26 protein-coding genes, 1 rRNA gene and 1 other annotated feature are annotated in these 23,984 nt (G+C 45.9%); all 27 genes read right to left on the bottom strand.

The features are described 5' to 3' along the window. Positions 1-8 precede the first annotated feature (8 nt). On the bottom strand, positions 9-611 hold the full coding sequence (locus tag C1T21_RS25775; RefSeq protein WP_061831395.1) for a class I SAM-dependent methyltransferase: 603 nt from the start codon (positions 609-611) through the stop codon (positions 9-11). Between the two features lie 148 nt (positions 612-759). Beyond that, positions 760-1,125 carry a 50S ribosomal protein L7/L12 gene (rplL, locus tag C1T21_RS25770; protein ID WP_010348819.1) on the bottom strand — a complete coding sequence of 122 codons (366 nt, stop codon included), beginning with the start codon at positions 1,123-1,125 and terminating at the stop codon, positions 760-762. 68 nt (positions 1,126-1,193) lie between these two features. Continuing rightward, positions 1,194-1,697, bottom strand: coding sequence for a 50S ribosomal protein L10 (gene rplJ, locus C1T21_RS25765; RefSeq protein WP_013312168.1), 504 nt, complete (start codon positions 1,695-1,697; stop codon positions 1,194-1,196). 74 nt (positions 1,698-1,771) lie between these two features. Next, positions 1,772-1,923: a sequence feature (ribosomal protein L10 leader region), on the bottom strand. A 68-nt stretch (positions 1,924-1,991) separates the two neighbouring features. Next, positions 1,992-2,684 (bottom strand): 50S ribosomal protein L1, encoded by a 693-nt coding sequence (gene rplA, locus C1T21_RS25760; RefSeq protein WP_013312169.1) that lies wholly within the window; start codon positions 2,682-2,684, stop codon positions 1,992-1,994. 87 nt (positions 2,685-2,771) lie between these two features. Next, positions 2,772-3,197 carry a 50S ribosomal protein L11 gene (gene rplK, locus C1T21_RS25755; RefSeq protein ID WP_103050273.1) on the bottom strand — a complete coding sequence of 142 codons (426 nt, stop codon included), beginning with the start codon at positions 3,195-3,197 and terminating at the stop codon, positions 2,772-2,774. Positions 3,198-3,270: 73 nt separating this feature from the next. Further along, on the bottom strand, positions 3,271-3,804 hold the full coding sequence (nusG, locus tag C1T21_RS25750) for a transcription termination/antitermination protein NusG (RefSeq protein ID WP_007432596.1): 534 nt from the start codon (positions 3,802-3,804) through the stop codon (positions 3,271-3,273). 22 nt (positions 3,805-3,826) lie between these two features. Continuing rightward, positions 3,827-4,018 (bottom strand): preprotein translocase subunit SecE, encoded by a 192-nt coding sequence (secE, locus tag C1T21_RS25745; protein WP_013312170.1) that lies wholly within the window; start codon positions 4,016-4,018, stop codon positions 3,827-3,829. 20 nt (positions 4,019-4,038) lie between these two features. Further along, positions 4,039-4,188 carry a 50S ribosomal protein L33 gene (gene rpmG, locus C1T21_RS25740; protein ID WP_023990562.1) on the bottom strand — a complete coding sequence of 50 codons (150 nt, stop codon included), beginning with the start codon at positions 4,186-4,188 and terminating at the stop codon, positions 4,039-4,041. A 334-nt stretch (positions 4,189-4,522) separates the two neighbouring features. Continuing rightward, on the bottom strand, positions 4,523-5,167 hold the full coding sequence (gene sigH, locus C1T21_RS25735; protein ID WP_016324748.1) for an RNA polymerase sporulation sigma factor SigH: 645 nt from the start codon (positions 5,165-5,167) through the stop codon (positions 4,523-4,525). Between the two features lie 162 nt (positions 5,168-5,329). Next, positions 5,330-5,851: an NYN domain-containing protein gene (locus C1T21_RS25730; RefSeq protein WP_023990563.1), complete on the bottom strand. Its 522-nt coding sequence runs from the start codon at positions 5,849-5,851 to the stop codon at positions 5,330-5,332. A 4-nt stretch (positions 5,852-5,855) separates the two neighbouring features. Then, positions 5,856-6,602, bottom strand: a complete 747-nt coding sequence (gene rlmB, locus C1T21_RS25725) for a 23S rRNA (guanosine(2251)-2'-O)-methyltransferase RlmB (RefSeq protein ID WP_023990564.1) — start codon at positions 6,600-6,602, stop codon at positions 5,856-5,858. Between the two features lie 55 nt (positions 6,603-6,657). Continuing rightward, complete coding sequence (locus C1T21_RS25720) at positions 6,658-7,116, bottom strand: Mini-ribonuclease 3 (RefSeq protein ID WP_071643182.1); 459 nt, start codon at positions 7,114-7,116, stop codon at positions 6,658-6,660. Then, the gene (gene cysS / locus C1T21_RS25715; protein WP_103050272.1) at positions 7,113-8,516 is read right to left on the bottom strand and encodes a cysteine--tRNA ligase; all 1,404 of its coding nucleotides are present in this window, start codon (positions 8,514-8,516) and stop codon (positions 7,113-7,115) included. Before cysS ends, C1T21_RS25720 begins: the two co-directional genes overlap by 4 nt. 24 nt (positions 8,517-8,540) lie before the next feature. Further along, the gene (gene cysE, locus C1T21_RS25710) at positions 8,541-9,221 is read right to left on the bottom strand and encodes a serine O-acetyltransferase (protein ID WP_103050271.1); all 681 of its coding nucleotides are present in this window, start codon (positions 9,219-9,221) and stop codon (positions 8,541-8,543) included. 487 nt (positions 9,222-9,708) lie between these two features. After that, positions 9,709-11,169, bottom strand: a complete 1,461-nt coding sequence (gene gltX / locus C1T21_RS25705) for a glutamate--tRNA ligase (protein WP_103050270.1) — start codon at positions 11,167-11,169, stop codon at positions 9,709-9,711. Positions 11,170-11,208: 39 nt separating this feature from the next. Next, positions 11,209-11,685, bottom strand: coding sequence for a 2-C-methyl-D-erythritol 2,4-cyclodiphosphate synthase (gene ispF / locus C1T21_RS25700; protein ID WP_103050269.1), 477 nt, complete (start codon positions 11,683-11,685; stop codon positions 11,209-11,211). Continuing rightward, complete coding sequence (ispD, locus tag C1T21_RS25695) at positions 11,682-12,380, bottom strand: 2-C-methyl-D-erythritol 4-phosphate cytidylyltransferase (protein ID WP_053326187.1); 699 nt, start codon at positions 12,378-12,380, stop codon at positions 11,682-11,684. Before ispD ends, ispF begins: the two co-directional genes overlap by 4 nt. A 70-nt stretch (positions 12,381-12,450) precedes the next feature. Beyond that, positions 12,451-13,536 (bottom strand): PIN/TRAM domain-containing protein, encoded by a 1,086-nt coding sequence (locus tag C1T21_RS25690; RefSeq protein WP_103050268.1) that lies wholly within the window; start codon positions 13,534-13,536, stop codon positions 12,451-12,453. A 192-nt stretch (positions 13,537-13,728) separates the two neighbouring features. Further along, positions 13,729-14,475 carry a CDP-diacylglycerol--serine O-phosphatidyltransferase gene (pssA, locus tag C1T21_RS25685; protein WP_025723803.1) on the bottom strand — a complete coding sequence of 249 codons (747 nt, stop codon included), beginning with the start codon at positions 14,473-14,475 and terminating at the stop codon, positions 13,729-13,731. A 54-nt stretch (positions 14,476-14,529) separates the two neighbouring features. Beyond that, positions 14,530-15,606: a DNA integrity scanning diadenylate cyclase DisA gene (gene disA / locus C1T21_RS25680; RefSeq protein WP_013312183.1), complete on the bottom strand. Its 1,077-nt coding sequence runs from the start codon at positions 15,604-15,606 to the stop codon at positions 14,530-14,532. Between the two features lie 12 nt (positions 15,607-15,618). Further along, positions 15,619-16,992 (bottom strand): DNA repair protein RadA, encoded by a 1,374-nt coding sequence (gene radA, locus C1T21_RS25675; protein ID WP_013312184.1) that lies wholly within the window; start codon positions 16,990-16,992, stop codon positions 15,619-15,621. Positions 16,993-17,232: 240 nt separating this feature from the next. Further along, complete coding sequence (gene clpC / locus C1T21_RS25670) at positions 17,233-19,677, bottom strand: ATP-dependent protease ATP-binding subunit ClpC (protein ID WP_023990572.1); 2,445 nt, start codon at positions 19,675-19,677, stop codon at positions 17,233-17,235. Between the two features lie 44 nt (positions 19,678-19,721). Further along, a complete protein-coding gene (gene mcsB, locus C1T21_RS25665) occupies positions 19,722-20,786 on the bottom strand; it encodes a protein-arginine kinase McsB (protein WP_103050267.1) in 1,065 nt (354 codons plus the stop codon). 28 nt (positions 20,787-20,814) lie between these two features. Continuing rightward, positions 20,815-21,339, bottom strand: coding sequence for a protein-arginine kinase activator protein McsA (gene mcsA / locus C1T21_RS25660; RefSeq protein ID WP_103050266.1), 525 nt, complete (start codon positions 21,337-21,339; stop codon positions 20,815-20,817). A 69-nt stretch (positions 21,340-21,408) separates the two neighbouring features. Then, complete coding sequence (locus tag C1T21_RS25655) at positions 21,409-21,873, bottom strand: CtsR family transcriptional regulator (RefSeq protein ID WP_013312188.1); 465 nt, start codon at positions 21,871-21,873, stop codon at positions 21,409-21,411. A gap of 538 nt (positions 21,874-22,411) precedes the next feature. Next, positions 22,412-23,599, bottom strand: a complete 1,188-nt coding sequence (locus C1T21_RS25650) for a GNAT family N-acetyltransferase (RefSeq protein WP_103050265.1) — start codon at positions 23,597-23,599, stop codon at positions 22,412-22,414. Positions 23,600-23,762: 163 nt separating this feature from the next. Next, positions 23,763-23,879 (bottom strand): 5S ribosomal RNA (gene rrf / locus C1T21_RS25645). Between the last annotated feature and the right edge of the window lie 105 nt (positions 23,880-23,984).

Below are 23,984 nucleotides of genomic sequence, written 5' to 3'. Positions count from 1 at the left end.
GCATTTTCTTAAAAACTTTTTTCAGCCTTCAAAATTCGATAACCTTTATCCTTTGTAACTTCCTCTACATGACCGAAAAGGCTCTCTATCTTAGCACTCGCCGAAGGGGCCCCCTGCTTTTTCTGAATGACTACCCACAAAGCTCCACCTTCGTTTAAATGCTCATAAGCAAGCTCAAAAATGGTATGCACTGTTTCTTTTCCTGCACGTATAGGAGGATTCGTCAAGATCACGTCAAAACGTTCATCCTTCACTTCCGCAAACAAATCGCTTTGCTTAATGGTGACATTCTTAACCCCATTACGTTCCGCATTCTCTATCGCAAGTTGAACGGCTCGCTCATTAATATCAACCATTGTGACGTGTCCCTCTGGGACAAGCGCGGCTGCCGCCAGACCAATCGGGCCGTAACCGCATCCTACATCCAATACCGAGGCTTGTGCAGGAAGCTGCATCGCTTCAATCAGCACACGACTCCCGTAATCAATTCCCTGCTTCGAAAAAACGCCTGAATCGCTGGCAAAACGGTATGACCGCCCCCGCAGCACTGTTTCCAGGCTCCGTCGTTCATGCGCCGTCTCTGGCCGCTTGGAGTAATAATGATCAGCCATTCATGCCCACCTCTTTCGGTTGTACTACCATCATAGCCTTTACAATAACCTTTCAGACATGCTGGTACTACCGTTTTACAGCAACAAACCCCTTGAAGATCACCTCAAGGGGTTTGTTTTAGTCCATTGTCTGCTAGAAAGCAGTCAATTATTTTACTTCTACAGAAGCGCCTGCTTCTTCCAATTTTGCTTTAATGGATTCAGCTTCTTCTTTAGCGATTTTTTCTTTCAGTGGTTTTGGTGCGTTGTCAACCAGTTCTTTTGCTTCTTTCAGGCCAAGACCTGTAATTTCGCGAACTGCTTTGATAACGTTGATTTTGGAAGCGCCAGCGCTTGTCAAGATTACGTCGAACTCGGATTGCTCAGCTTCTGCTGCGCCACCTGCTGCGCCACCTGCTACAGCTACTGGAGCTGCTGCAGTTACGCCGAATTCTTCTTCGATTGCTTTCACGAGATCGTTCAGTTCCAATACGGACATACCTTTAATTGCTTCCAAGATTTGCTCTTTACTCATGGTTGAACCTCCATTTAAATTCTTATTTTTTTGTTCTCAACTGCTATACAGCAGGTTTAATCCCTAACTTATGCGCTTTGCTCTTCTTTTTCTGCAACAGCTTTAACTGCAAGCGCGAAGTTGCGCACAGGAGCTTGAAGCACGCTGAGGAGCATGGAAAGGAGACCTTCGCGGGATGGCAGTTCTGCCAGTGCTTTGATTTCCTCAACACCGATAACGCGACCTTCTACAACTGCACCTTTCAGTTCCAGTGCATTGTTCTTCTTAGCGAAATCGTTCAAGATTTTAGCTGCAGACACTGCATCATCTTTGCCGAACGCGATTGCAGTAGGACCTGTCAATACTGCGTCCAGTTCAGTCAATTCTGCTGCCGCAGTTGCACGGCGGAGCAGTGTGTTTTTCAGCACTTGAAATTCGATTCCGGCTTCGCGAAGCTGCTTACGCAGCTCAGTTACTTGGGCAACATTCAGACCGCGATAGTCTGCAACCACAGTCGTTACGCTCTCGCGCAATTTTGCAGCTACAACTTCAACAGCTTCTTGTTTTGCTTGAATCACCTTTGCATTTGCCAAACTGTACACCTCCTGATCAATTTATCCGCTTTGTTCGAAGCACCCGATCTGGTGATCTTACAAAGCTTGCTTTCATAAGCATGAAAAAAGCCTCCGTAGAGTACGAAGGCTTGATAAATCTACATGGACGGGACAAGCCCGTCACATGAAACGTTCTATCATAACACCTCGGTAGGAAATTAAGCCCAAAGGCACCTACTGTCTACGGTAAGCATATTCAACTTTAATGGTCAGTCACAAGGACTCACAACTTTTATAGAATAACAAATTTAATTGAACATGTCAATCAAAATATTATCTGTAAACAGATGCGTTCACACGTGCACTTGGTCCCATAGTCGAAGAAATAGCGATGTTTTTCAGGTATACACCTTTAGCAGCCGCTGGCTTCGCACGGTTCAAGGCTTCAACCAAGGCTTTAAGGTTCTCGTTCAGCTGTTCAGCACTGAAGGAAGCTTTGCCGATTGGCGCATGAATTTGACCGGCTTTGTCGAGACGGTATTCGATTTTACCGGCTTTAATTTCTTGAACAGCCTTGGCAACGTCGAAAGTAACTGTGCCTGCTTTAGGGTTAGGCATCAAACCTTTACCACCGAGCAAACGACCCAGTTTACCAACCTCACTCATCATATCAGGTGTCGCAACGCAGACGTCGAATTCGAACCAGCCTTGTTGGATTTTGTTGATCATATCTTGATCGCCAACAAAATCAGCGCCAGCCGCTTCCGCTTCTTTCACTTTGTCACCTTTTGCAAATACCAGAACGCGTTGTGTTTTACCCGTACCATGCGGCAGGACAACAACACCACGAACAGCCTGGTCTTGTTTACGGGAATCTACGCCCAGACGAACTGCTGCTTCAACGGTTTCGTCGAATTTAGCAGTCGCAGCCTTTTTCACCAGTTCAACGGCTTCTAAAGGCTCGTAAGTTGCTTCGCTGTCAATCAGCTTAGCAGCTTCCAGGTACTTCTTACCATGTTTAGCCATAATGTTTTCCTCCTTATGTGGTATTAGCGGATATTCCTCCCACACTTGCCGGACAGTCAAACTGCCGGCACACGTAGATTAATAAAATTAATCTACGATGGTGATACCCATGCTGCGAGCAGTACCTTCAACCATACGCATTGCCGATTCTACGGAAGCTGCGTTAAGGTCAGGCATTTTTTGCTCTGCAATTTGACGAACAGCATCGCGATTTACAGTTGCAACTTTCGTTTTATTCGGTTCACCGGAACCTTTTTCGATTTTAGCAGCAACTTTCAACAGAACAGCAGCCGGTGGAGTTTTGGTGATGAACGTAAAAGAACGATCCTCAAATACCGAAATTTCAACCGGAATAATCAGGCCTGCTTGATCAGCAGTACGAGCATTGAACTCTTTACAGAATGCCATGATGTTGACACCTGCTTGACCCAAAGCTGGACCTACTGGAGGCGCTGGATTAGCTTTCCCTGCAGGAATCTGCAGTTTTACCATTTTAATTACCTTTTTTGCCATGGATGACACCTCCTTGACTCAATAGTGGTAGACGGACCTATCGATCCTCCCACAAGAAACCTGTAAGAAAAATCTATATTTTCTCCACTTGAGTATAATCCAACTCAAGCGGGGTTTCCCGTCCAAACATGTTGACGTGAACCTTAAGCTTGCTCTTCTCAACCAAAATTTCTTCCACGGAGCCCACAAAATTCGCAAAAGGACCAACTTTAATTCGCACGGATTCCTTAACATCGAATTCAATCTTCGGTTTCGGCTCTACCATGCCCATATGCTTCAGAATCTGTTCAACTTCTTCTGGAAGCAATGGCGTCGGTTTGGAACCCGAGCCTGTCGACCCTACAAATCCCGTAACACCTGGTGTATTGCGTACAACATACCAAGAGTCGTCGGTTTGGACCATTTCGACTAAGACATAACCAGGGTAGACTTTACGCATAACGGTTTTTTTCTTACCGTCCTTGGTTACCAGTTCTTCTTCCATAGGAACAAGAACACGGAATATCTTGTCTTCCATGCCCATGGACTCAACGCGTTTTTCCAAATTGGCTTTGACTTTGTTCTCATACCCTGAATAGGTATGAACGACGTACCATCTTTTTTCCATATCAAGCCACCTGGAACCCTTCCTAGATAATCGCTTCGATCACAGCGGAAATGCCGATATCGAGAACCCAAAAATAAATCGTGACGAACGCAATTGTCCCTATGACAATCAGCGTATAGTTGGTCAGTTCTTTACGATTGGGCCAGCGAACTTTCTTGAGTTCAGCCCAGCTTTCAGAGAAAAAGGAAAACAGAGACTTGAAACTGCGTTTCACGCCGACTACACCTCCAAAAACTATCTGGTTTCCCGATGAGAAGTCTGTTCGTTACAGGACTTACAGAATTTCTTCATCTCCATGCGGTCGGGGTGATTACGCTTGTTTTTCGTCGTTGTGTAATTTCTTTGTTTGCATGTTGTACAAGCCAAAGTAATAATTACCCGCATGATGTGCACCTCCCGAAGACATCCAACACCGGAAGTCTCATAATTGATCCTAAAAAAAACCGCGAATTTAGGCCTACCTAAAACACTTTATCACACGGGGTTTTCCATGTCAACGAATGTTTGCATACAATTCGCAGTCCCGGCTGTGGTGCATTTTAACATCTGTGCATCCTTTAAAACCGTTCTCTGAAAAGCTGCTTCAAAAATCAAGGCGATATCTATTATTCATCTTTTTTAGTATAAATCATTTGTAACACTTATAAACCTGCATAACCTACCTATAACGAATAAAAAAAGACTCGGACTCGAGCCTTTTCCCTGTCAGCCTCTACTTTCAACTATCTCTTACTTCCAGATACTTTTCAAGTTTACGCTTGACCCGTTGCAGCGCGTTATCAATGGATTTCACATGGCGGTCAAGATCCTCTGCAATTTCCTGATACGAACGTCCGTCTAGATACAACATAAGTACCTTGCGTTCCAGCTCGCTCAGAATCTCGGACATCTTGTCCTCAAGGCCCACAAACTCTTCCTGATTGATTATCAGCTCTTCAGGGTCACTTACTTGCGTTCCGCAAATCACATCGAGCAACGTCCGGTCTGACTCTTCATCATAGATGGGCTTGTCCAGAGACACGTAAGAGTTCAGAGGAATGTGCTTTTGTCGTGTAGCCGTCTTAATTGCCGTAATAATCTGTCGTGTAATGCACAACTCGGCGAAAGCCTTGAACGAAGCAAGCTTGTCTCCCTTAAAATCACGAATGGATTTGTAGAGACCAATCATGCCCTCCTGAATAATATCCTCGCGATCAGCACCAATCAGGAAGTAGGATCTGGCCTTGGCCCGCACAAAGTTCCGGTATTTGTTAATCAGAAACTCCAGCGCTTCCCCATCACCTTCATGGACTGCTCCGACAATGTCTTCATCATTTTTGTAATCAAACTTTGACAACATGATATCCTTGAGGTCCACACTCACTAACAATCCCTCCGGCTGCAACGCAAGGTACCCGTTACTCTCTCAAATATACGACAAGTATACGCGATGTAACCTGATACCGTCAACCACAACAACCTAAAAAAGAAGAGCGCTAACAAAATTGTCAATGGTTTCAAAATGGAGGAGGGTCCAATTATTGGTTTATTCTCTTCTCCATCGTTCAAACAACTTTCGAAGCTCCGGACTCAGTTTGGCATCTAGCGAGTTACGGGACAATTTGGCACTATCCTGCTGAATTCGCTTCTGCACTTCCCTTTCGGATTCCTCAATCTCGATCAGTAATTCCCGCGCCGACACCCTGAGTGCACCTTGTCCAAATGCGACATGTTGTTCTACCTGATCGCTTGTGGCTACGTAAATACTTCTTCTTTTACTGCTCAGCTCCCGAACCAATCGCTCGATGCACTCATCAGCAGTTTCTTTTTCTCTGGTAAAATAAATCTGGACTTTGCTCTGGGCAAAAGTTTTACCTAATCCTGGCACCCTGTAAGCATCAAATACGACGATGACTCTTCTGCCGGAATACGCCTGATGATCCGCCAGCCGTTCAAGAAGTCTGTCCCTCGCTTCCTGCATACCAGATTGTACCAGTGCGGAAAGTTCGGGCCAGGCTCCAATCATGTTGTAACCGTCCACAAGCAGAACATCCCGCATGTCAGCCATATCGTTAGCCCCGTGCCTGTCGTCCGCGCAATACTTCGTACATGACAACACCTGCAGCTACAGAAGCATTAAGAGAATTAATTTGCCCCGCCATTGGCAGCTTGACGAGTACATCGCATTTCTCACGGATCAAACGGCCCATCCCTTTATTTTCGTTACCAATGACAATGGCTACCGGTCCCGTGAATACTCCATTCCCAAAGACAGGGTCTTTCGCTGTAACATCCGTACCAACTACCCATACACCCTCTTCTTTAAGACGGTCAATGGTTTGTCCCAAATTGTTTACACGCGCCACCGGGACGTACTCCACAGCACCTGCCGATGTTTTGGACACCGTTACAGTTACAGCTGCAGAACGCCTTTTCGGCACAATAACACCATGCGCTCCAGTACAGTCCGCTGTACGAAGGATGGAGCCCAAATTATGAGGGTCTTCAATCTCATCCAGCAAAATTAAAAACGGCTCTTCTCCCTTATCACGAGCAGTGGCGAGCAATTCTTCCACTTCAACATAGGCAAAAGGCGCAGCTTGCGCGACCACTCCCTGATGCTGAATGCCCGGAACCATTTGATCCAGCTTACGCTTGTCCACCTGCAAGACAATGATTCCTGCTTTTTTCGCCTCAGCTGTAATCGGCAGCGTCAAATGTTTTTGTGCATTATCCGCAATCCATATTTTATTTATCGTTCTGCCTGAACGCAATGCCTCCGTTACCGAATGCTTACCGGCAATCCATTCTTCTTCCATCTCTAGCTTCCTCCCGGGAAACGGACGATGCTTGTTCCATCCAGTCCGTTCCCATTTATGATTTTTCTGTATTTTCCATTTGTGCAATTCCGAACGTAATCAACTCTCTTAATCTGTCCAAATGTCCATCACAATAAAGAGATCCAATCAACCCTTCCAGTGCAGTGGCATGCCGATACTCAAGCACATCAGCATTTTTGGGCAAACTTCCTGATTTAGCATTTCTTCCTTGTCGGACAATATCGCGTTCTTCTTCCGTCAGTACCTTTTCCAATAGCCCCAACATACGACTCTGCGCCTTGGCGGAGACTAGCCCTGTGGCTCGCCGATGCAGATGATTTGGACGCAGGTTAGGCTGAGCCAACAAATATTGCCGGACAGCTACCTCGTACACTGCATCACCAATGTAAGCTAGTGCAATGGGGGGCATCAAACGGGCTGGCTTGGATGCAGGGTACGGGAACCAGTTCCCCGTACCTTCCGATGCTCCTGAGTTCAGTGGCTTATCACTCATTTTCGCCGCCACCGCATACCCTGCGCCGTATCTTCAAGCACAATGCCTTTTGCAGCCAACAGATCGCGAATTTCGTCAGCTCTACCCCAGTTTTTGGTCTTACGAGCTTCGACACGTTCTGCAATTAAATCCTCAATTTCGTCATCCAGCAACTCTTCACTCGGTTCCGAATAAATACGAAGTACGCTATTCATCGAATGAAAGGTATGCAATACAGCTTGTAGTTCCGCCTGATGTACGACATCACGCTGCAACAAATGGTTTGCTTCGCTAACCCAATCAAATACAGCAGTAATCGCATCAGGTGTATTGAAATCATCATTCATTTTTTCGCCAAACTGCTGCAAAATTCCGTTGAGCTTCGTTTGCAGTTCCGTCGATAGTCCCCCATTACCTTCCAGCGCCTTAGCTAAACGATGCTTCACATTGGCAACTGCATTGGCGATCCGCTCGACACTGTTCTCCGCCTGACTCATAGTCTCTTGGTTATAGTTCAACGGATTCCGGTAATGTGTTGACAACATAAAATAACGTAAAGCCTCCGGCTTGTGATGAGCGCGCAAATCTTTAACCAAAATACCATTACCGAGTGATTTCGACATTTTTTCATTATCTATGCGAATATAGCCGTTATGCATCCAGTAGCGAGATAAAGGCTTACCCGTAATCACTTCGGATTGTGCGCATTCACATTCATGATGCGGAAATTGCAGATCCTGTCCACCCCCATGAATATCCAGTGTATCCCCCAAATAATGGCGAGCCATAGCAGAGCATTCGATATGCCAGCCTGGTCGTCCATCTCCCCAAGGGCTCGACCAATGAATTTCGCCCGGCTTCGCTGCCTTCCAGAGTACAAAGTCCTCGGCATTTTCCTTGCGTTCATCCACATTGATGCGAATTCCGAACTGAAGCTCTTCCAGATTTTGACCTGACAGTTGTCCATAATCTTTGAACTTTTTGGTCCGATAGAACACATCGCCATCATTTTCATAGGCATAGCCTTTGTCTACCAATTCCTTAATAAAATCAATAATCAGGTCCATGCTCTCTGTTACACGAGGGTTCATACTGGCAGCAGGAACATTCAATCCTGCCAGATCCTCATGGTAGGCAGCAATAAATTTCTCAGCAACTGCCGAAACATCCATATCAAGTTCCCGAGCTTTGCGGATTAATTTATCATCGACATCCGTAAAATTCACCACATAGTTTACATCATAGCCCAAGTACTCCAGGTAGCTGCGCACCACGTCAAATACAATTACAGGTCGTGCATTGCCAATATGAATGTAATCATACACGGTAGGTCCGCATACATACATTTTAACCTTTCCAGGCTCCAGTGGCACAAAAGGCTCCCGACTCCTCGTCATTGTATTATAAATTTGAAGCGGCATTGTTATGTTCCTCCCTCATGAAAATCATTTTTCTAATTTATTCTCTTGGGTCACCTGATGTTTCTGCGCGGTTGCCCCATCCTTCAAATCAGACATTTCTGCACGCAAACGTTCTATTTCCCGTTGAAGTTCTCGCATAGAATCCACAACCGGATCAGGCAATTGGTGACTAAGTCGGTCTGGACGCCTACCATCCTGTCTGACAACTCGCCCCGGGATGCCCACCACCGTACTATTTGGTGGAACTTCTTTGAGCACAACCGAGTTGGAGCCAATGTTGGATTGTGCCCCAATCGTGAAAGAGCCCAATATCTTTGCACCGGAGCCGATAACAACATTATTCCCAATGGTCGGATGGCGCTTCCCTTTCTCTTTCCCAGTCCCGCCGAGTGTGACCCCCTGGTACAATACGACATCGTCGCCAATCTCACAGGTTTCCCCGATGACAACTCCCATGCCATGGTCAATGAACAGCCGATCTCCGATACGAGCGCCAGGATGAATTTCAATGCCTGTCATAAACCTTGATACCTGGGATATAACACGGGCTAGAGTACACCAGTTTCGCAAATAAAACCAATGTGCGATTCGGTGTGCCCAAAGGGCATGAACGCCGGAATACGTAAAAATGACCTCCAGCTTACTCCGGGCGGCCGGATCATTATCCAAAACAGTCTGAATGTCGGATTTGAAATGTCTGAACATGTCGCCCTCCTATTCCCTTCATATCCTTGCCGCATCATCACAACACTTCACGTTCCGCCAATTTTCGCATCCACCAGCACTCTTCGACATTTTTCAATCTATAACGAGTCTAAGTCTGATAAAAAAAGAAAGAGCGCCTCCGCAGCCTAAGCTGCAGAGACGCATGAACGTGGTCCCACTCTGCTTCGAACATATCTGCTGCAGAAAAAGCAGACAGTCCGTCTTTGGCGTCCTGTAACGGGAACGACTCGGCACGCCCTATTCACATCAGCATTTGACGCTAATGAGAGTTCGGGCGCACGGCTCCCAGGCGCATTTCCTCCGCAGGTCATCTGGACGGCTCTCAGCCTGGGGTTACCCCTCGACCGTCCTCTCTGGCAGATGCCCATATGCAGTGTACTTCTCCTGTTCGCAGCCTTTACACGTAAATATCAATCCGTATCAATGGAGTCATTATAGCGAAAAGACAACAAATTGACAAGAAATATCAGCCTTTAATTTGTGCCTTGAGACGATCCAGTACCTTGTCACGTCCGAGCAAAAAGATGGTTTCATTCAAATCCCGTCCATGCGTTTGGCCTGTAAGTGCCACACGAATCGGCATGAATAGTTGTTTTCCCTTAAAACCAGTTTCCTTTTGAACTTCCTTGATCAGCTTAGCCATTTGTGGAGCTGTAAATTCCTCGCTCGTTTCAACTTTACCTGCAAAAGCTCTAAGTACCTCAGGAACCTGGTCTTCGGCCAATACAGCTGCTGCTTCAGCATCCAGTTCCAGATGTGAACGGAAAAACAACTCAGACAACGCTACAATATCGGATGCAGAAGTCATCTGTTCCTGGTATAAGCGAACAAGGGCCTTAGCCCAATCCAGTTGTTCCGCAGACAGTTCAGTCGGCAACAGCCCCGCTGCCTGGAGATGTGGAATCGCCATGCTGGCAATTCGCTCAGAATCAGCCTTTTTAATATAGTGATTGTTCAGGTAAGCAAGCTTATTTGTATCAAACACAGCTGGACTTTTGGACAAACGATTAGGATCGAATATCGAAATCAGTTGTTCCCGATCATAGATCTCTTCTTCGCCTTCCGGGGACCAGCCCAGCAGTGCAATGAAGTTGAATATAGCTTCTGGCAGATAGCCCAACTTGTCATACTGCTCCATGAACTGAATAATGGATTCGTTACGCTTACTGAGCTTTTTGTGATCCTCGCCTACAATCAGTGTCATATGACCGAAGCGTGGCGGCTCCCAGCCGAGAGCTTCAAAGATCATCAACTGCCGCGGTGTATTGGAAACATGGTCTTCGCCCCGTAGTACATGCGATATTTTCATCAAATAATCGTCAACCGCTACAGCGAAGTTATATGTCGGAATACCATCCTTTTTGACGATAACAAAATCGCCGCTTTCCTTGGAATTGAATGTAATTTGACCTTTTACGATATCGTCAAACGTATATTCACGATCTTCCGGTACGCGAAAACGAATACTTGGTACACGGCCCTCTGCTTCAAATGCCTGGCACTGTTCTTCTGTTAGATCACGATGTTTCCCAGAATAGCGTGGTGTCTCCCCACGTGCCGTCTGCTCTTCACGCTCGCGCTCCAGCTCTTCTTCAGTGCAGTAACAACGGTAAGCCAAACCACGATCCAGCAAATCCTGCCAGTACGTTTTATATATGTCCAAGCGTTCCGTCTGACGATAAGGTCCAAACTCGCCTCCCACGTCTACGCTCTCATCCCAGTCCATACCCAACCATTTCAAATATTTAAGTTGGCTTTCTTCTCCGCCCTCAATATTGCGCTTCACATCTGTGTCTTCGATACGAATAATAAATTTCCCACCTTGATTGCGGGCAAACAAATAATTAAATAATGCCGTTCTGGCATTTCCAATGTGCAGATGCCCTGTCGGGCTTGGTGCATAACGTACACGAACTTCCGTGCTCATATAATCTCCTCCAAATTGAATTACTCAAGATGATAGCATTTACTTGATAAGACAGACAACCGATTGAGCCGCGATTCCTTCACCCCGTCCGGGAAACCCGAGTTGCTCTGTCGTGGTCGCCTTGACGTTCACCTGGGATAGCTCCTCTGCTTCCAGCGCCCGAGCGATGACTTCATTCATCTGCGAAATATACGATGCCATTTTGGGCTTTTGTGCGATAATCGTAGAATCAATATTCCCCAAGCGATATCCTCGCTCTTTAGCTAGCCCCCACACATGCTCCAGTAGCTTAAGACTGTCGGCATCCTTAAATTCTGGGTCGTTATCCGGAAAATGCTTCCCGATGTCTCCCAAGCCAAGCGCGCCCAAGATGGCATCGCTAATGGCATGCAATAGCACGTCTGCATCGGAATGGCCCAACAAACCTTTTTCATACGGAATGTTCACGCCTCCGATGATGCATGGCCTTCCTTCCACCAGCTGGTGGACGTCAAATCCTTGTCCCACTCTGATCACTTGATATCCTCTCCCTCTGTTTTTACCCATAACGCCGCCATATCCAAATCCTCAGGCGTAGTAATTTTGATGTTCTTGTAGCTGCCTTGAACGACAGTAACCGGAATTCCTAGCCGCTCTATCAGCATAGAATCATCTGTTCCCAAGAATCCCGACTGCTCCGCTTCCTCATAGGCTCGCAGCAGATCGGAAAGACGAAAAGTCTGTGGCGTTTGAATACTCCACAGACTTCGGCGATCCGGCGTTGCTGTAATGATACCATCCCCGTTCACTTGCTTGACTGTATCCTTTACAGGTACTGCCGCTACAGAAGCACCAGTACGCTGGGCTGCCTCAAGGCATGAACGTACAAGCTCAGGCTGAATGAGTGGACGCACACCATCATGCACCATCACCCAATCCGCTTGTAAGTGGCGCAGACCGCGATAAACCGAATGCTGGCGTTCACTGCCACCAGCCACCACCCGTACATTTTTACCGATTTTGTATTGATGAATCCAATCTCGGCAGCGTTCCACATCTCCTGTCCCAGTCACCATCACCATTTCATCCACTTCGGGCATAGCTGCGAATATTTCAAGTGTATGTATGAAGATGGGCTTGTCCCGCAAAAGCAGAAATTGCTTGCTCTCCTGCGTCCCCATACGGGAGCCGCGCCCTGCTGCCACAATGACAACTCCTACCCGATTGTTCATTCAAATAACTCCTGCCCTGATCGCACTTGGACGATCCGTATGATAACACATCTACTTCATCATACCGCGTTTATTGAGCTTTTTCCAATAATTTCGGTTTGGCAAAGATCATACGGCCGGCTGAGGTCTGAAGTACACTCGTGACCAGCACCTCCATCAGAGAGCCAATATAGTCACGTCCGCCTTCTACAACAATCATCGTGCCATCATCCAGATAGGCTACACCCTGCCCATGCTCCTTGCCGTCTTTAATAATCTGCACCATAATTTCCTCACCGGGCAGTACAACAGGCTTCACTGCATTCGCCAAATCGTTAATATTCAGCACTGATACACCTTGAAGCTCGCATACTTTATTCAGGTTAAAATCATTAGTTACAACTTTACCCTGTAACACCTTTGCCAGCTTGACCAGCTTACTGTCGACCTCTGAAATCTCCTCAAAATCACCTTCGTAAATGAGCACATTCACATCCAGTTCTTTTTGGATTTTATTCAAAATATCCAAACCCCGCCGTCCACGATTACGCTTAAGCAAATCTGATGAATCTGCAATATGCTGAAGCTCCTCCAGCACAAACTCAGGAATTACAATCGTTCCTTCAATAAAACCTGTCTTGCAAATATCCGCAATACGTCCATCTATAATGACGCTGGTGTCCAATATTTTATGCTCCTCCAGCTTGCGTTCTTCTACACCCGTTCCCCGACCAAAAAAACCAGAACTCCAAAAGGATGACAGCTCGTCCCGCTTTTCTAGTCCAACCATCAATCCTACATATCCGCATATCACGGTGACAGCGGTCTGGATAAGTTGACCCGGGGCCCCCAACCATGAAAAAAGCGGATAAACTGCTAAGGAAAGCGTCAATCCCACCGCTAAACCAATCACACCTGCCATCATCTCGTTCATCGGAATTCGTACCAAGCCTTCAATGCCCTGCTGCAATCGACTTGCCACGGATGCCCCTGCGAATGAACACCCAACCATAAATAGCACTGCTCCCGCCATCATCCAAACAATCATTCCCGGTAAAGACCCATCACTCAACCATTGTGGCATCCACGATACAATACCTCCTACCCGCTGGCATAACGTATAGCCAAACCATGCTCCGCACAATCCTGTAAAAGTTAAAATAGCCTTTCTCCACATTGAGTCTCTATACCTCCTTTATTTTCTTTTCATATAGTCTGCTACTTATTGGATACATAGCATTTCTCTTACCAGTATGATCCATTTCCCACATAACTAACCCTGTGTTTTCACTTTTTATGCATAAAAAAAGCATTTATCTCCCTGAAATGATCCAAGGAAATAAATGCTTACTCTTGTTCTTACTTGATACTAGCGCTGTGAATGACGATATTGATCGTCCTGTTCTTCCTGACTGGAACGCTCCCGATCACGTCCACGTCTGCGTGACAGCTTACGAATGTTCAGCTTCATACCATACAATGCATACAGCACCAGCGGTACAAAAATCAGCTTCGACAACTGGTCAGGGAATTTAACAGCCAACACCACCGCTGCAATTACGACCCATGGAGCAACCCAGATCGCTTTTTTCGGGAGGCCGACCTTTTTAAAATTCGGATATCTCATGGAGCTGACCATCAAATAAGAAACCAGCAACATGGCAATCGACATGTATAACAATGAAATATCGTTATGAAATAAGGACAAAGTGGCTAATACGCCACCTGCTGCCGGAATTGGCAAACCCGTAAAATAACCTGGTACACCAGGACGTACGTTAAATCGAGCCAAACGCAACGCTCCGCACATCGGGAAAATGGCAGTAACCGTCCAAGCGAGAGCCGAATTCGCATCATGAAAAGCAACCATGTACATAATAACTGCGGGAGCAACACCAAAAGATATCATATCTGATAAGGAGTCCAGTTCTTTACCGAATTCGCTTTGGGCATTCAGGACCCGGGCCATTCTTCCATCCAGTCCGTCCAACAACATGGCGACAATAACCATAATAGCGGCAAGACTGTATTTTCCGTCTACAGCCAATAAAATGGCGATCATTCCGAGAAACAAGTTACCTAAGGTACACATGTTCGGAATTGATTTGGTAATCATCTCTTCACCTCAATGTATGAATTGTTCCATTATAATCCTTTCACTGTATTACATTTACATTTGCCTGTCAATGAAAACTTGTTCCTGCAAACGTTTAAGACCTTCTTTAATCGTACGCGCACGAACCTCTCCAATACCATCCACTTCATCCAGTTCTTCTATCGTTGCTGTGATGACATGTGGAAAACGTCCAAACCGTTCCACCAGATTATGAATAATCACATTCGGCAAACGCGGTATCTTGTTCAGTACCCGATAGCCACGTGCAGCAATATACTCCTCTGATGTCGCAGCTGAAGAAGGGTAGCCTAGTAAACGTACAATATGATTCACATCCAACAATTCGTCGTCCGTAGAACGTTTGAGTCCCAATATAATTTCACGAATCTTCTCGTCGCTATCGTCTTTGGCATAATCCTTATACAGCAACCAAGCTTCTTCCTCAATGTTGCTGACGAGCTCTTCCATCTGCATACTAATCAGACGGCCCTCATTTCCGAGCTCGTTAATAAATCGTTTGATTTCCATTTTGATGCGCAGCACCATTTCGATCCGCTGGATGACATTAACGACCTCCGGCATGGTAACCAGCTCTTCAAATTCAGATGCTGTCAAATTGGTAGAGGCTTGCCCCAACACGGATCTATATTTTTCTAACGTCTGAATAGCCTGATTGGCTTTCGTTAAAATAACCCCGATTTCCTTGAGCGCATACCGTAATGTCCCCTGATACAAGGTAATAATATTACGCCGCTGGGAAATAGACACAACTAATTTGCCAGTCTGCTTTGCAACTCGTTCTGCTGTCCGGTGCCGAATTCCTGTTTCAATTGAAGAAATAGAGGAGTCCGGAATCAGTTGCGTATTGGCATATAAAATTCTTTTTAAATCCTCGCTCAATATGATTGCGCCGTCCATTTTAGCCAACTCATACAAATAGTTCGGCGAAAAATCACAATTGATGGAGAAACCGCCATCCACGACTTCCATAACTTCTGGGCTATAGCCAACGACCAGAAGAGCACCCGTTTTGGCACGCAAAACGTTTTCCAACCCGTCGCGAAAGGGAGTTCCCGGTGCCACAAGCCGCAGCAAATCGTTCATTTTATCCAGTTGGCTCGCTTCTTTCATTCTCAATGCCCCCTAATCTAATGCGGCTGCCAGTGCATCTGCCACCGTTCCTACTCCTATAATTTGTATCCCTTTCGGATGTGTCCAGCCCTTCAAGCTTTTCTCCGGCATGATCACCCGTTTGAAACCTAGTTTCTCCGCTTCTCGTACTCGCTGTTCTGCTCGGGATACCGCGCGCACTTCACCTGTCAGTCCCACCTCGCCAAAAATCACATCGTACGGCTTTGTAGGAGCATCCCTGAAGCTGGAAGCAATGCTCACAGCTATAGCCAAATCCACCGCCGGTTCATCCAGCTTCACGCCTCCGGCTACGTTGAGATAAGCGTCCTGGTTTTGCAAAAACATGCCCATCCGCTTTTCTAGCACGGCTATGATTAATCCCATTCGATGATGGTCGACTCCTGTGCCCATTCGGCGCGGAGATGGGAAATGCGTAGCTGCAATCAATGCTTGCAGTTCAACCAATACAGGTCGGGTTCCCTCCATACTGGCTACAACAGTAGAACCCGCCACCCCCAGTGGTCGTTCAGACAGGAATAGTTCAGAAGGATTCGACACCTCACGCAAACCGCTTTCAGCCATTTCAAAAATACCAATTTCATTCGTAGAACCGAAACGATTTTTAACTGCACGCAAAAGCCGATACGTATGATGACGCTCTCCTTCAAAATAAAGCACACAATCGACCATATGTTCCAACAAACGTGGACCTGCAATGGCCCCTTCCTTGGTCACATGTCCCACCAATACCGTAGCAATACCTAGCCCCTTGGCAATTCGCATAAAGCGTGAAGTACACTCCCGCACTTGAGCCACACTACCTGGTGCACTCGTCACCTCAGGCAAATATACAGTCTGTATCGAGTCGATGACCAAAAACTCCGGCTTCAAGCTGTCCACCGCTTCTTCAATCGTCTCCAAATTCGTCTCACATAATACGTATAGGCTGGGGGACAAGGCACCGAGCCGATCTGCACGTAGTTTCGTTTGACGGACAGATTCCTCACCAGACACGTACAGCACCTTTAAACCAGTTAAAGCCAGCTCATTAGATGTTTGCAGCATAAGCGTAGATTTACCGATTCCCGGATCACCGCCCACCAAAACGAGTGAACCCGGTACCACACCTCCACCGAGTACTCGATTCAATTCGCCAATTCCCGTCAAAATTCGTGTTTCTTTGCCACTCTCCACCTCTATAATAGGCAGTGGCTTGTCTTTTGTGCTATGAGTAAGAAGGGAAGACCCCATTCCTTGAGTTTTTACAACGCTTTCCGTTTCTTCGACCATGGAATTCCATGCCTGGCATCCAGGACATTTTCCGTACCATTTGGGCGATTCATAACCACATTCCGTACAGGAAAATTTAGTTTTCACTTTAGCCATACTTTGTTCCCTGGCTCCTTATTGACGACGATGATGTCAAATTTATGTTCATACAGCCCAGAAAGAGCTGTAACAATAAAAGTTTACCATTGAAGCTTGGCGGACGTAAAGCAATATCACAAACTTTCCCAAAGCATTTACCCAACCATTTCACCGTGTTTTATACACAAAAAGGGTGTCTTCGCAATAGCTTTCCAGCCTGCGAGACACCCTTTTCTACTATTTATTTAGTAAACTGCTTTAGGACTTGGCAGATACATTATCCTTTTTCGTTACAGTCAATGCACCGTTCTCCTCATCAATGAAGAGAGAGTCACCTTTAGTGATGTTGCCAGTCAACAGTTCCTCGGACAGGCGATCTTCAATATGCTTCTGGATTGCACGACGCAATGGACGCGCACCATACGCTGGATCAAAGCCTTCCTTGGCAAGGAATTTTTTAGCGTTGTCTGTCAACTCGAAGTCCACCTCATACTCATTCAGGCGCTTACGCAGCTCCTCAGACATGAGTGATACAATTTCGGCAATATGTTTTTCTTCGAGAGAATGGAAAACGATAATTTCATCAATCCGGTTCAAGAACTCAGGACGGAAGCTTTTCTTCAGCTCATCCATCACTTTGCCCTTCATATTATCGTAATCCGCTCCAGCGTCCACTACAGCTGTAAAGCCAAGCGTGGAGTTACGTTTAATCGCCTGTGCACCAACATTTGATGTTAGGATGATGAGTGTATTACGGAAATCAACGACACGACCTTTGGAATCTGTCAGACGGCCATCTTCCAGTACTTGCAGAAGAATATTGAATACTTCTGGGTGTGCTTTTTCAATTTCATCCAGCAAGACAACAGAGTAAGGCTTACGACGTACCTTCTCGGTCAGTTGACCGCCTTCTTCATATCCAACGTACCCTGGAGGCGCTCCTACCAGACGGGATGTGGAGTGTTTCTCCATATATTCAGACATATCAATACGGATAACCGCATTTTCATCTCCAAACATGGATTCAGCCAAGGCGCGTGCCAACTCTGTTTTACCCACCCCAGTTGGGCCGAGGAAAATAAAGGAACCGATTGGACGTTTCGGATCTTTCAATCCGGCACGTGCCCGGCGAATCGCCCGGCTTACTGCCTTAACTGCCTCATCCTGTCCAATTACCCGCTCATGCAGTAACTCTTCCATATTCAACAAGCGGTGTGTTTCTTCCTCTTTCAGCTTGCTGACTGGAACACCTGTCCAGATTGCAACGACTTGAGCGATATCCTCTGGGGTAACTTCGGAATCTGTACGACCCTGTTGTTCTTTCCATTGGTTTTTCGTCACGTCTAACTCTTCACGGATTTTTTGCTCTGTATCACGCAACGCTGCCGCTTTTTCAAACTCCTGACTTTGTACCGCTGAATCCTTTTCTTTACGAATATCCTCCAGACGGTTTTCCAGCTGTTTCAGGTTTGGCGGTACAGTGTAAGAATTCAGCCTTACTTTGGAGCCCGCTTCATCAATAAGGTCAATAGCCTTATCTGGCAGGAAGCGGTCGGTGATATAACGATCTGACAATTTTACGGCCGCTTCAATAGCCTCATCTGTGATCTTTACACGGTGATGCGCTTCGTAACGGTCACGCAGACCATACAGAATTTGAATCGCCTCTTCTGGAGAAGGTTGATCCACTGTAATGGGTTGAAAACGACGCTCCAAAGCAGCATCTTTCTCAATATATTTGCGGTATTCATCCAGCGTGGTCGCACCGATGCATTGCAGCTCGCCACGTGCCAGAGCAGGTTTCAGGATGTTGGACGCATCAATTGCGCCTTCCGCTCCACCAGCACCAATCAGCGTATGCAACTCATCAATGAACAACACGATATTACCCGCTTGACGAATCTCGTCCATAATTTTTTTCAAACGATCCTCGAATTCACCCCGATACTTGGTGCCTGCTACCACAGAACCCATATCCAGTGTCATTACGCGCTTGTCACGCAACGTTTCGGGAATCTCATTCGCTATGATTTTTTGGGCCAATCCTTCGGCAATCGCTGTTTTACCTACCCCAGGTTCACCAATCAGAACTGGATTGTTCTTTGTACGGCGGCTGAGCACCTGAATTACGCGTTCAATTTCCTTGCTACGCCCAATAACAGGGTCCAGGTTGTTTTCCTTCGCAGATGCCGTCAGATCGCGTGCCAGACTGTCCAGAGTTGGCGTGCTGACATTAGCTGGAGCACCGTGATGGCTGGAAACAGCCTCGCTGCTGCCGAGTAATTGAAGCACTTGCTGACGCGCTTTGTTCAGACTGATGCCCAGGTTGTTCAGTACGCGTGCTGCTACGCCTTCGCCTTCACGAATAAGACCGAGCAAAATATGTTCTGTACCTACATAGGTATGGCCCAGTTTGCGGGCTTCATCCATAGACAGTTCAATGACTTTTTTGGCGCGTGGAGTATAGGCAATGTTCGTCGGTTGCTCTTGACCGCGTCCAATCAGCGTTTCCACTTCATCCTGGATTTTTTCCAGTCCCAGCCCTAAACCGATTAAGGCTTTTGCTGCTATTCCTTCACCTTCACGAATGAGGCCTAGCAAAATGTGTTCTGTGCCAATGTTGTTGTGTCCCAATCGAACAGCTTCTTCCTGAGCCAAAGCAAGCACTTTCTGTGCACGTTCCGTAAATCTTCCAAACATCATATATCCTGCACCTCCACAGTGTGTATTTCAGATCATTCTATATATTAAAGGGTTGTGCCTAATTTTTGCCGGATCAGCTTCGCCCGGTACATATCGCGCTCACCGGTATTCATTTTATCTCCAAAGCTTTTTTGCAGGAATCCGGGTTGTGTCATCACATTCAGCTCATTCATCGCTGCGGTGGAAGGACGCTCCAAAATTCCTAAATCTACGCCGAGACGTACATCCGACAGACGCTGTGCAGCCTCCTTGGAATCCAACACCGCTGCATATGACAAAATACCGAATGAACGCATCACCCGATCTGTAATTCGCAGCATAGATTCATTCATCAGCCGTTCTCTGGCAGAACGCTCGTGCTCAATAATTTGTAGCACCACGCCATGAAGATTCTCAATAATTTCCGCTTCGGTTTGTCCCAGTGTAATCTGATTAGATACCTGAAACAAATTTCCGACCGCTTCGCTGCCTTCACCATAAATGCCGCGAACTGTAAGGCCTACCTGTGAAACAGCAGACAATATACGATTGATTTGATGAGTCATGACTAATGCGGGCAAATGCATCATCACCGAAGCTCTCATACCTGTGCCGACATTCGTCGGACAACTGGTCAGAAAACCTCTCCGATCATCAAATGCATAATCTACATGCGCTTCAAATGCATCATCAATAATCATAGCGCGTTCCCAAGCTTCCCTAACCTGACATCCCGGATATAAGCACTGGATACGCAGATGATCCTCTTCGTTTATCATAACACTAACCGATTCATCATCGCTAATTAAAACAGCACCGTTACGAGATTCGTTCGCCAAATTAGGACTAATCAAATGCTTCTCAACCAGCACCTGCTTGTCGATCTCATCCAACTCGGATATTTTCAACGTATGAAAAGTACCAAAACCGCCTAAATCATCATACTGAAGGATATCCGTCAAGCGTTGAAGTACTTCTTCCGACTGCTGATTGGTAGCAAGCATGGGAAAAGGCAGATGCTGCAAGTTACGCGCAATTCTCACCCGGCTGCTAATGACAATCTCCGAATCCGCAGCATCACCACGCATCCAGTCACTTAGCGGCTTCTCCGTAAACCGAATATTGGGCATTACGCATCCCTCCTACTCTTCACAAACTTTACTCTTCAGTCATTTCTTTTTCAAGCTTTCTGATTTGATCCCTAAGCTCAGCTGCTGATTCGAATTCTTCCTGTACAATATGCTGTTGCATCTCTTTTTTCAAATCGTCAATTTGCCGTTTAACCTTCAGTCGGCCTCCAGTGCGAACCGGAACTTTACCAACATGATTCGTACTGCCATGCACACGCTTGAACAGAGGGTCCAAACGACTATCAAAATATTGGTAGCACGACGGGCATCCGAAACGTCCCAGCTTACTAAACTGTGCATAGGTCATACCACAGTCCTTGCATTGCAGGTTCTGCGGACTACCGTGACCTGGAGATTGGCTCTTTGTGCTGGAGTCAAAATCCAGCATCCCCGACAACAAGCTATGAATCGAAAAGCCGTTAGGTGTTCCAGGGATCATCTCCCCTTTTTCCTTGGCACACGTCTCACAAATATGAAACTCTGTCTTTTCGCCATTCACAATTTTGGTGAAATGCAAAGTTGCCGGCCGCATATTACATTCTTGGCACAGCATAAAAGCACCTCCTTCAATGTCAGGATTTATACCAACCCCTACATCCAAACGTTAGTCTCTATTCACACACTATTTGGTCGCCAGCAACGAAATCAGCATAGCCTTAAGCAATCTTGCTCGCAGTTGATCACGATAGGGAAGCTTCAGTAATAATGTATCCCTTGATAAAGCAGCCTTCATTAGGTTAGCTTCCCTTTTGCTTAAAAAATGGGCTTCCTCTAACTGATAAATCAGTCCTTCTGCTGCCGATTGGCTTATTTCCTCCCCGATGCTCTGATGAAGATGTGTATGGATGGCATGCTGTGCAGGCAGCTGAATTCGCTGAATACGAATGTAGCCACCGCCACCGCGTTTACTTTCCACCACATAGCCTTTTTCCAGCGTAAACCGGGTGCTAATTACATAATTAATTTGCGACGGCACGCAGGAAAAGCGGTCAGCCAGATCATTGCGCTGAATCTCCACTAAACCTTGGGGACTTTCCAGCAATATACTCTTCAAATATTGTTCAATAATATCGGAAACATTGCGCATTTCATCATCCTCCACTAACGGAAACGCAAGTATTCAAATACATTTCACGCTCCACAGAGTCCGCCGTATATTGAACTTAACCAAACGGTAAAGTCACGAATCTAAGCTGTATATAGGCTATTGCCTGTTCTACATCCATTGGAACTGTACCGTTTTGTCTCTAGTGTGGCCTTTATTTGCGATTAATCATACACTTCTCTTATGTTCATAAGAGTCAGCTCCTAACTATACGCAAATCATTTCGAGCCTCATTTACTTCTTTGCTATCACAATACTTTATACGGCCAATCCATCAGCATAATACTTCTACAGCATTACACGGTTTTGATTGACTTTGACTTTCTTTGACTATATTCATATTATAGCACATTATTCATTTTTGCCAAGGGGTCAATACCATTTTTCGCAATCTAATTATGTTTTATACAATACCATAAAAAAACTCTTCCCATTACAGAAAGAGTTTTGAAAATTATGATAACCACACAGGTTATGTTCCCTGAAAGATGGAGCCTAAGAACAACTAAATGGGCCTTTATCAGAAAAAATCCAATAAGAACGTTTGTTTTACCGGTATTACACGTTTAAGGGCAGACACAGACTCACTGCTACCTTCAATACGCCTCCATTTATACAGATCATCAGCCTGCTGGTAGCCAAGCATCAGAGTCGTCAGTGACTGAATCCCAAGTTTCAAGTCAGCTACTATGGCGTTTTCAGATGAAATGCTTTTATTCACTCTCTCCAGATGCCCTTGCCCTTTCGTCGTAATCGTTAATCTCCATAATCCATCATTCCATGGAGCATACCGATCAGTCAGATTTAAGGTTAAACTTGTTTCCTCTCCAATCTGTTCAAAAGGGTACCTTTCTATAAAAGCAGCTGCATCCACAATACGACCCATAAAATAAGGCACAGTTTCCTGTTGAATTCGTGGATCATCGAGTAAAAATGGTAAATTGTCATCTGCTGGAACGTAAATAAATTTGCCTTGGGTTATCATTGAGTCATGATTTGCAAAATAAGTCCATAAAGCCCGACGAGCCGTCTCATTTTCATATACCAACTCATCACAATTCAACTGTTTATCTTCAATTTTGTATAGTGCATATCCCTGAGGATCTCCTGTTTCTGAGTAATATACCACAGTTCGATAGTTCTCATTTAAAATCCGCTCTTGCCACCATTCCTTATCTCGTACCAGCGTGCCATTATAACGAGATGCATACGCTTGATACACTTGGTCCAGTTCTAAAATATTTTTGACATCGCGTTTGACTGTATCCTCTGTTTTAAGTTTTGCGGGGAATTTTTCAATGGGAATGACGTACTTTTTGTATTCAATATACGTTTCCCATCCAAATTTACGATAGAAGGCAAAGGAGAATGGATGCAGAAAAGAAAGGCTTTGTCCCGCAGACTTCATCTCCTCAAGCGCATGCGTCAACAAGCGTGATACCATGCCACCGCGACGCTTTTCTGGCCATGTTGCCACACCAGCAATGCCTCCCATATCAAAAACCTGACCGTTTATGTATACCTGTAGCGGTAACAAAGTCAGTTTAGCATTCAAGTCATGTCCGTCGAATATTCCCCATGTTTGTTCTGGTTTGAACTTCTTCCTGGCTTTCTCCAGATCCTCCAGGGACATTGTAAACTGAAAAGCATATTGAGATAATTCAATAGCCGCTTCAAATTCCTTACGTTGTAATTGTCTGATCTCCATAACTTCGTCACCTCGCTTGTATACTTGGACATCCATAAAAAGATTACACACTTAGAGTGTGGCAAACCCCATTCTCTCTGTCAACCTTAGAAACAGGCGGTCATCCAAAAACACATAAAAAAAGGATGATAATCTCAGTGAGATTATCATCCTTTTTACTTATGCTTGGCGACGTCCTACTCTCCCAGGACCCTGCGGTCCAAGTACCATCGGCGCTGGAGGGCTTAACGGTCGTGTTCGGGATGGGTACGTGTGGAACCCCTCCGCTATCGCCACCAAACATGAATTTGCTGTGCAAATTCTACCGTACGGTTATTCGGTCCATCACTTATCGTGTGAATGAATAGCCATGCGCTTGTTGTATGTATTTCTACATACCTTCAAG

Source organism: Paenibacillus sp. F4 (assembly GCF_002894905.1).
Lineage (GTDB): Bacteria > Bacillota > Bacilli > Paenibacillales > Paenibacillaceae > Paenibacillus > Paenibacillus polymyxa_B.
Note: the sequence above shows the minus strand (reverse complement) of the source record. Positions and strands in the feature narration are given on the sequence as shown.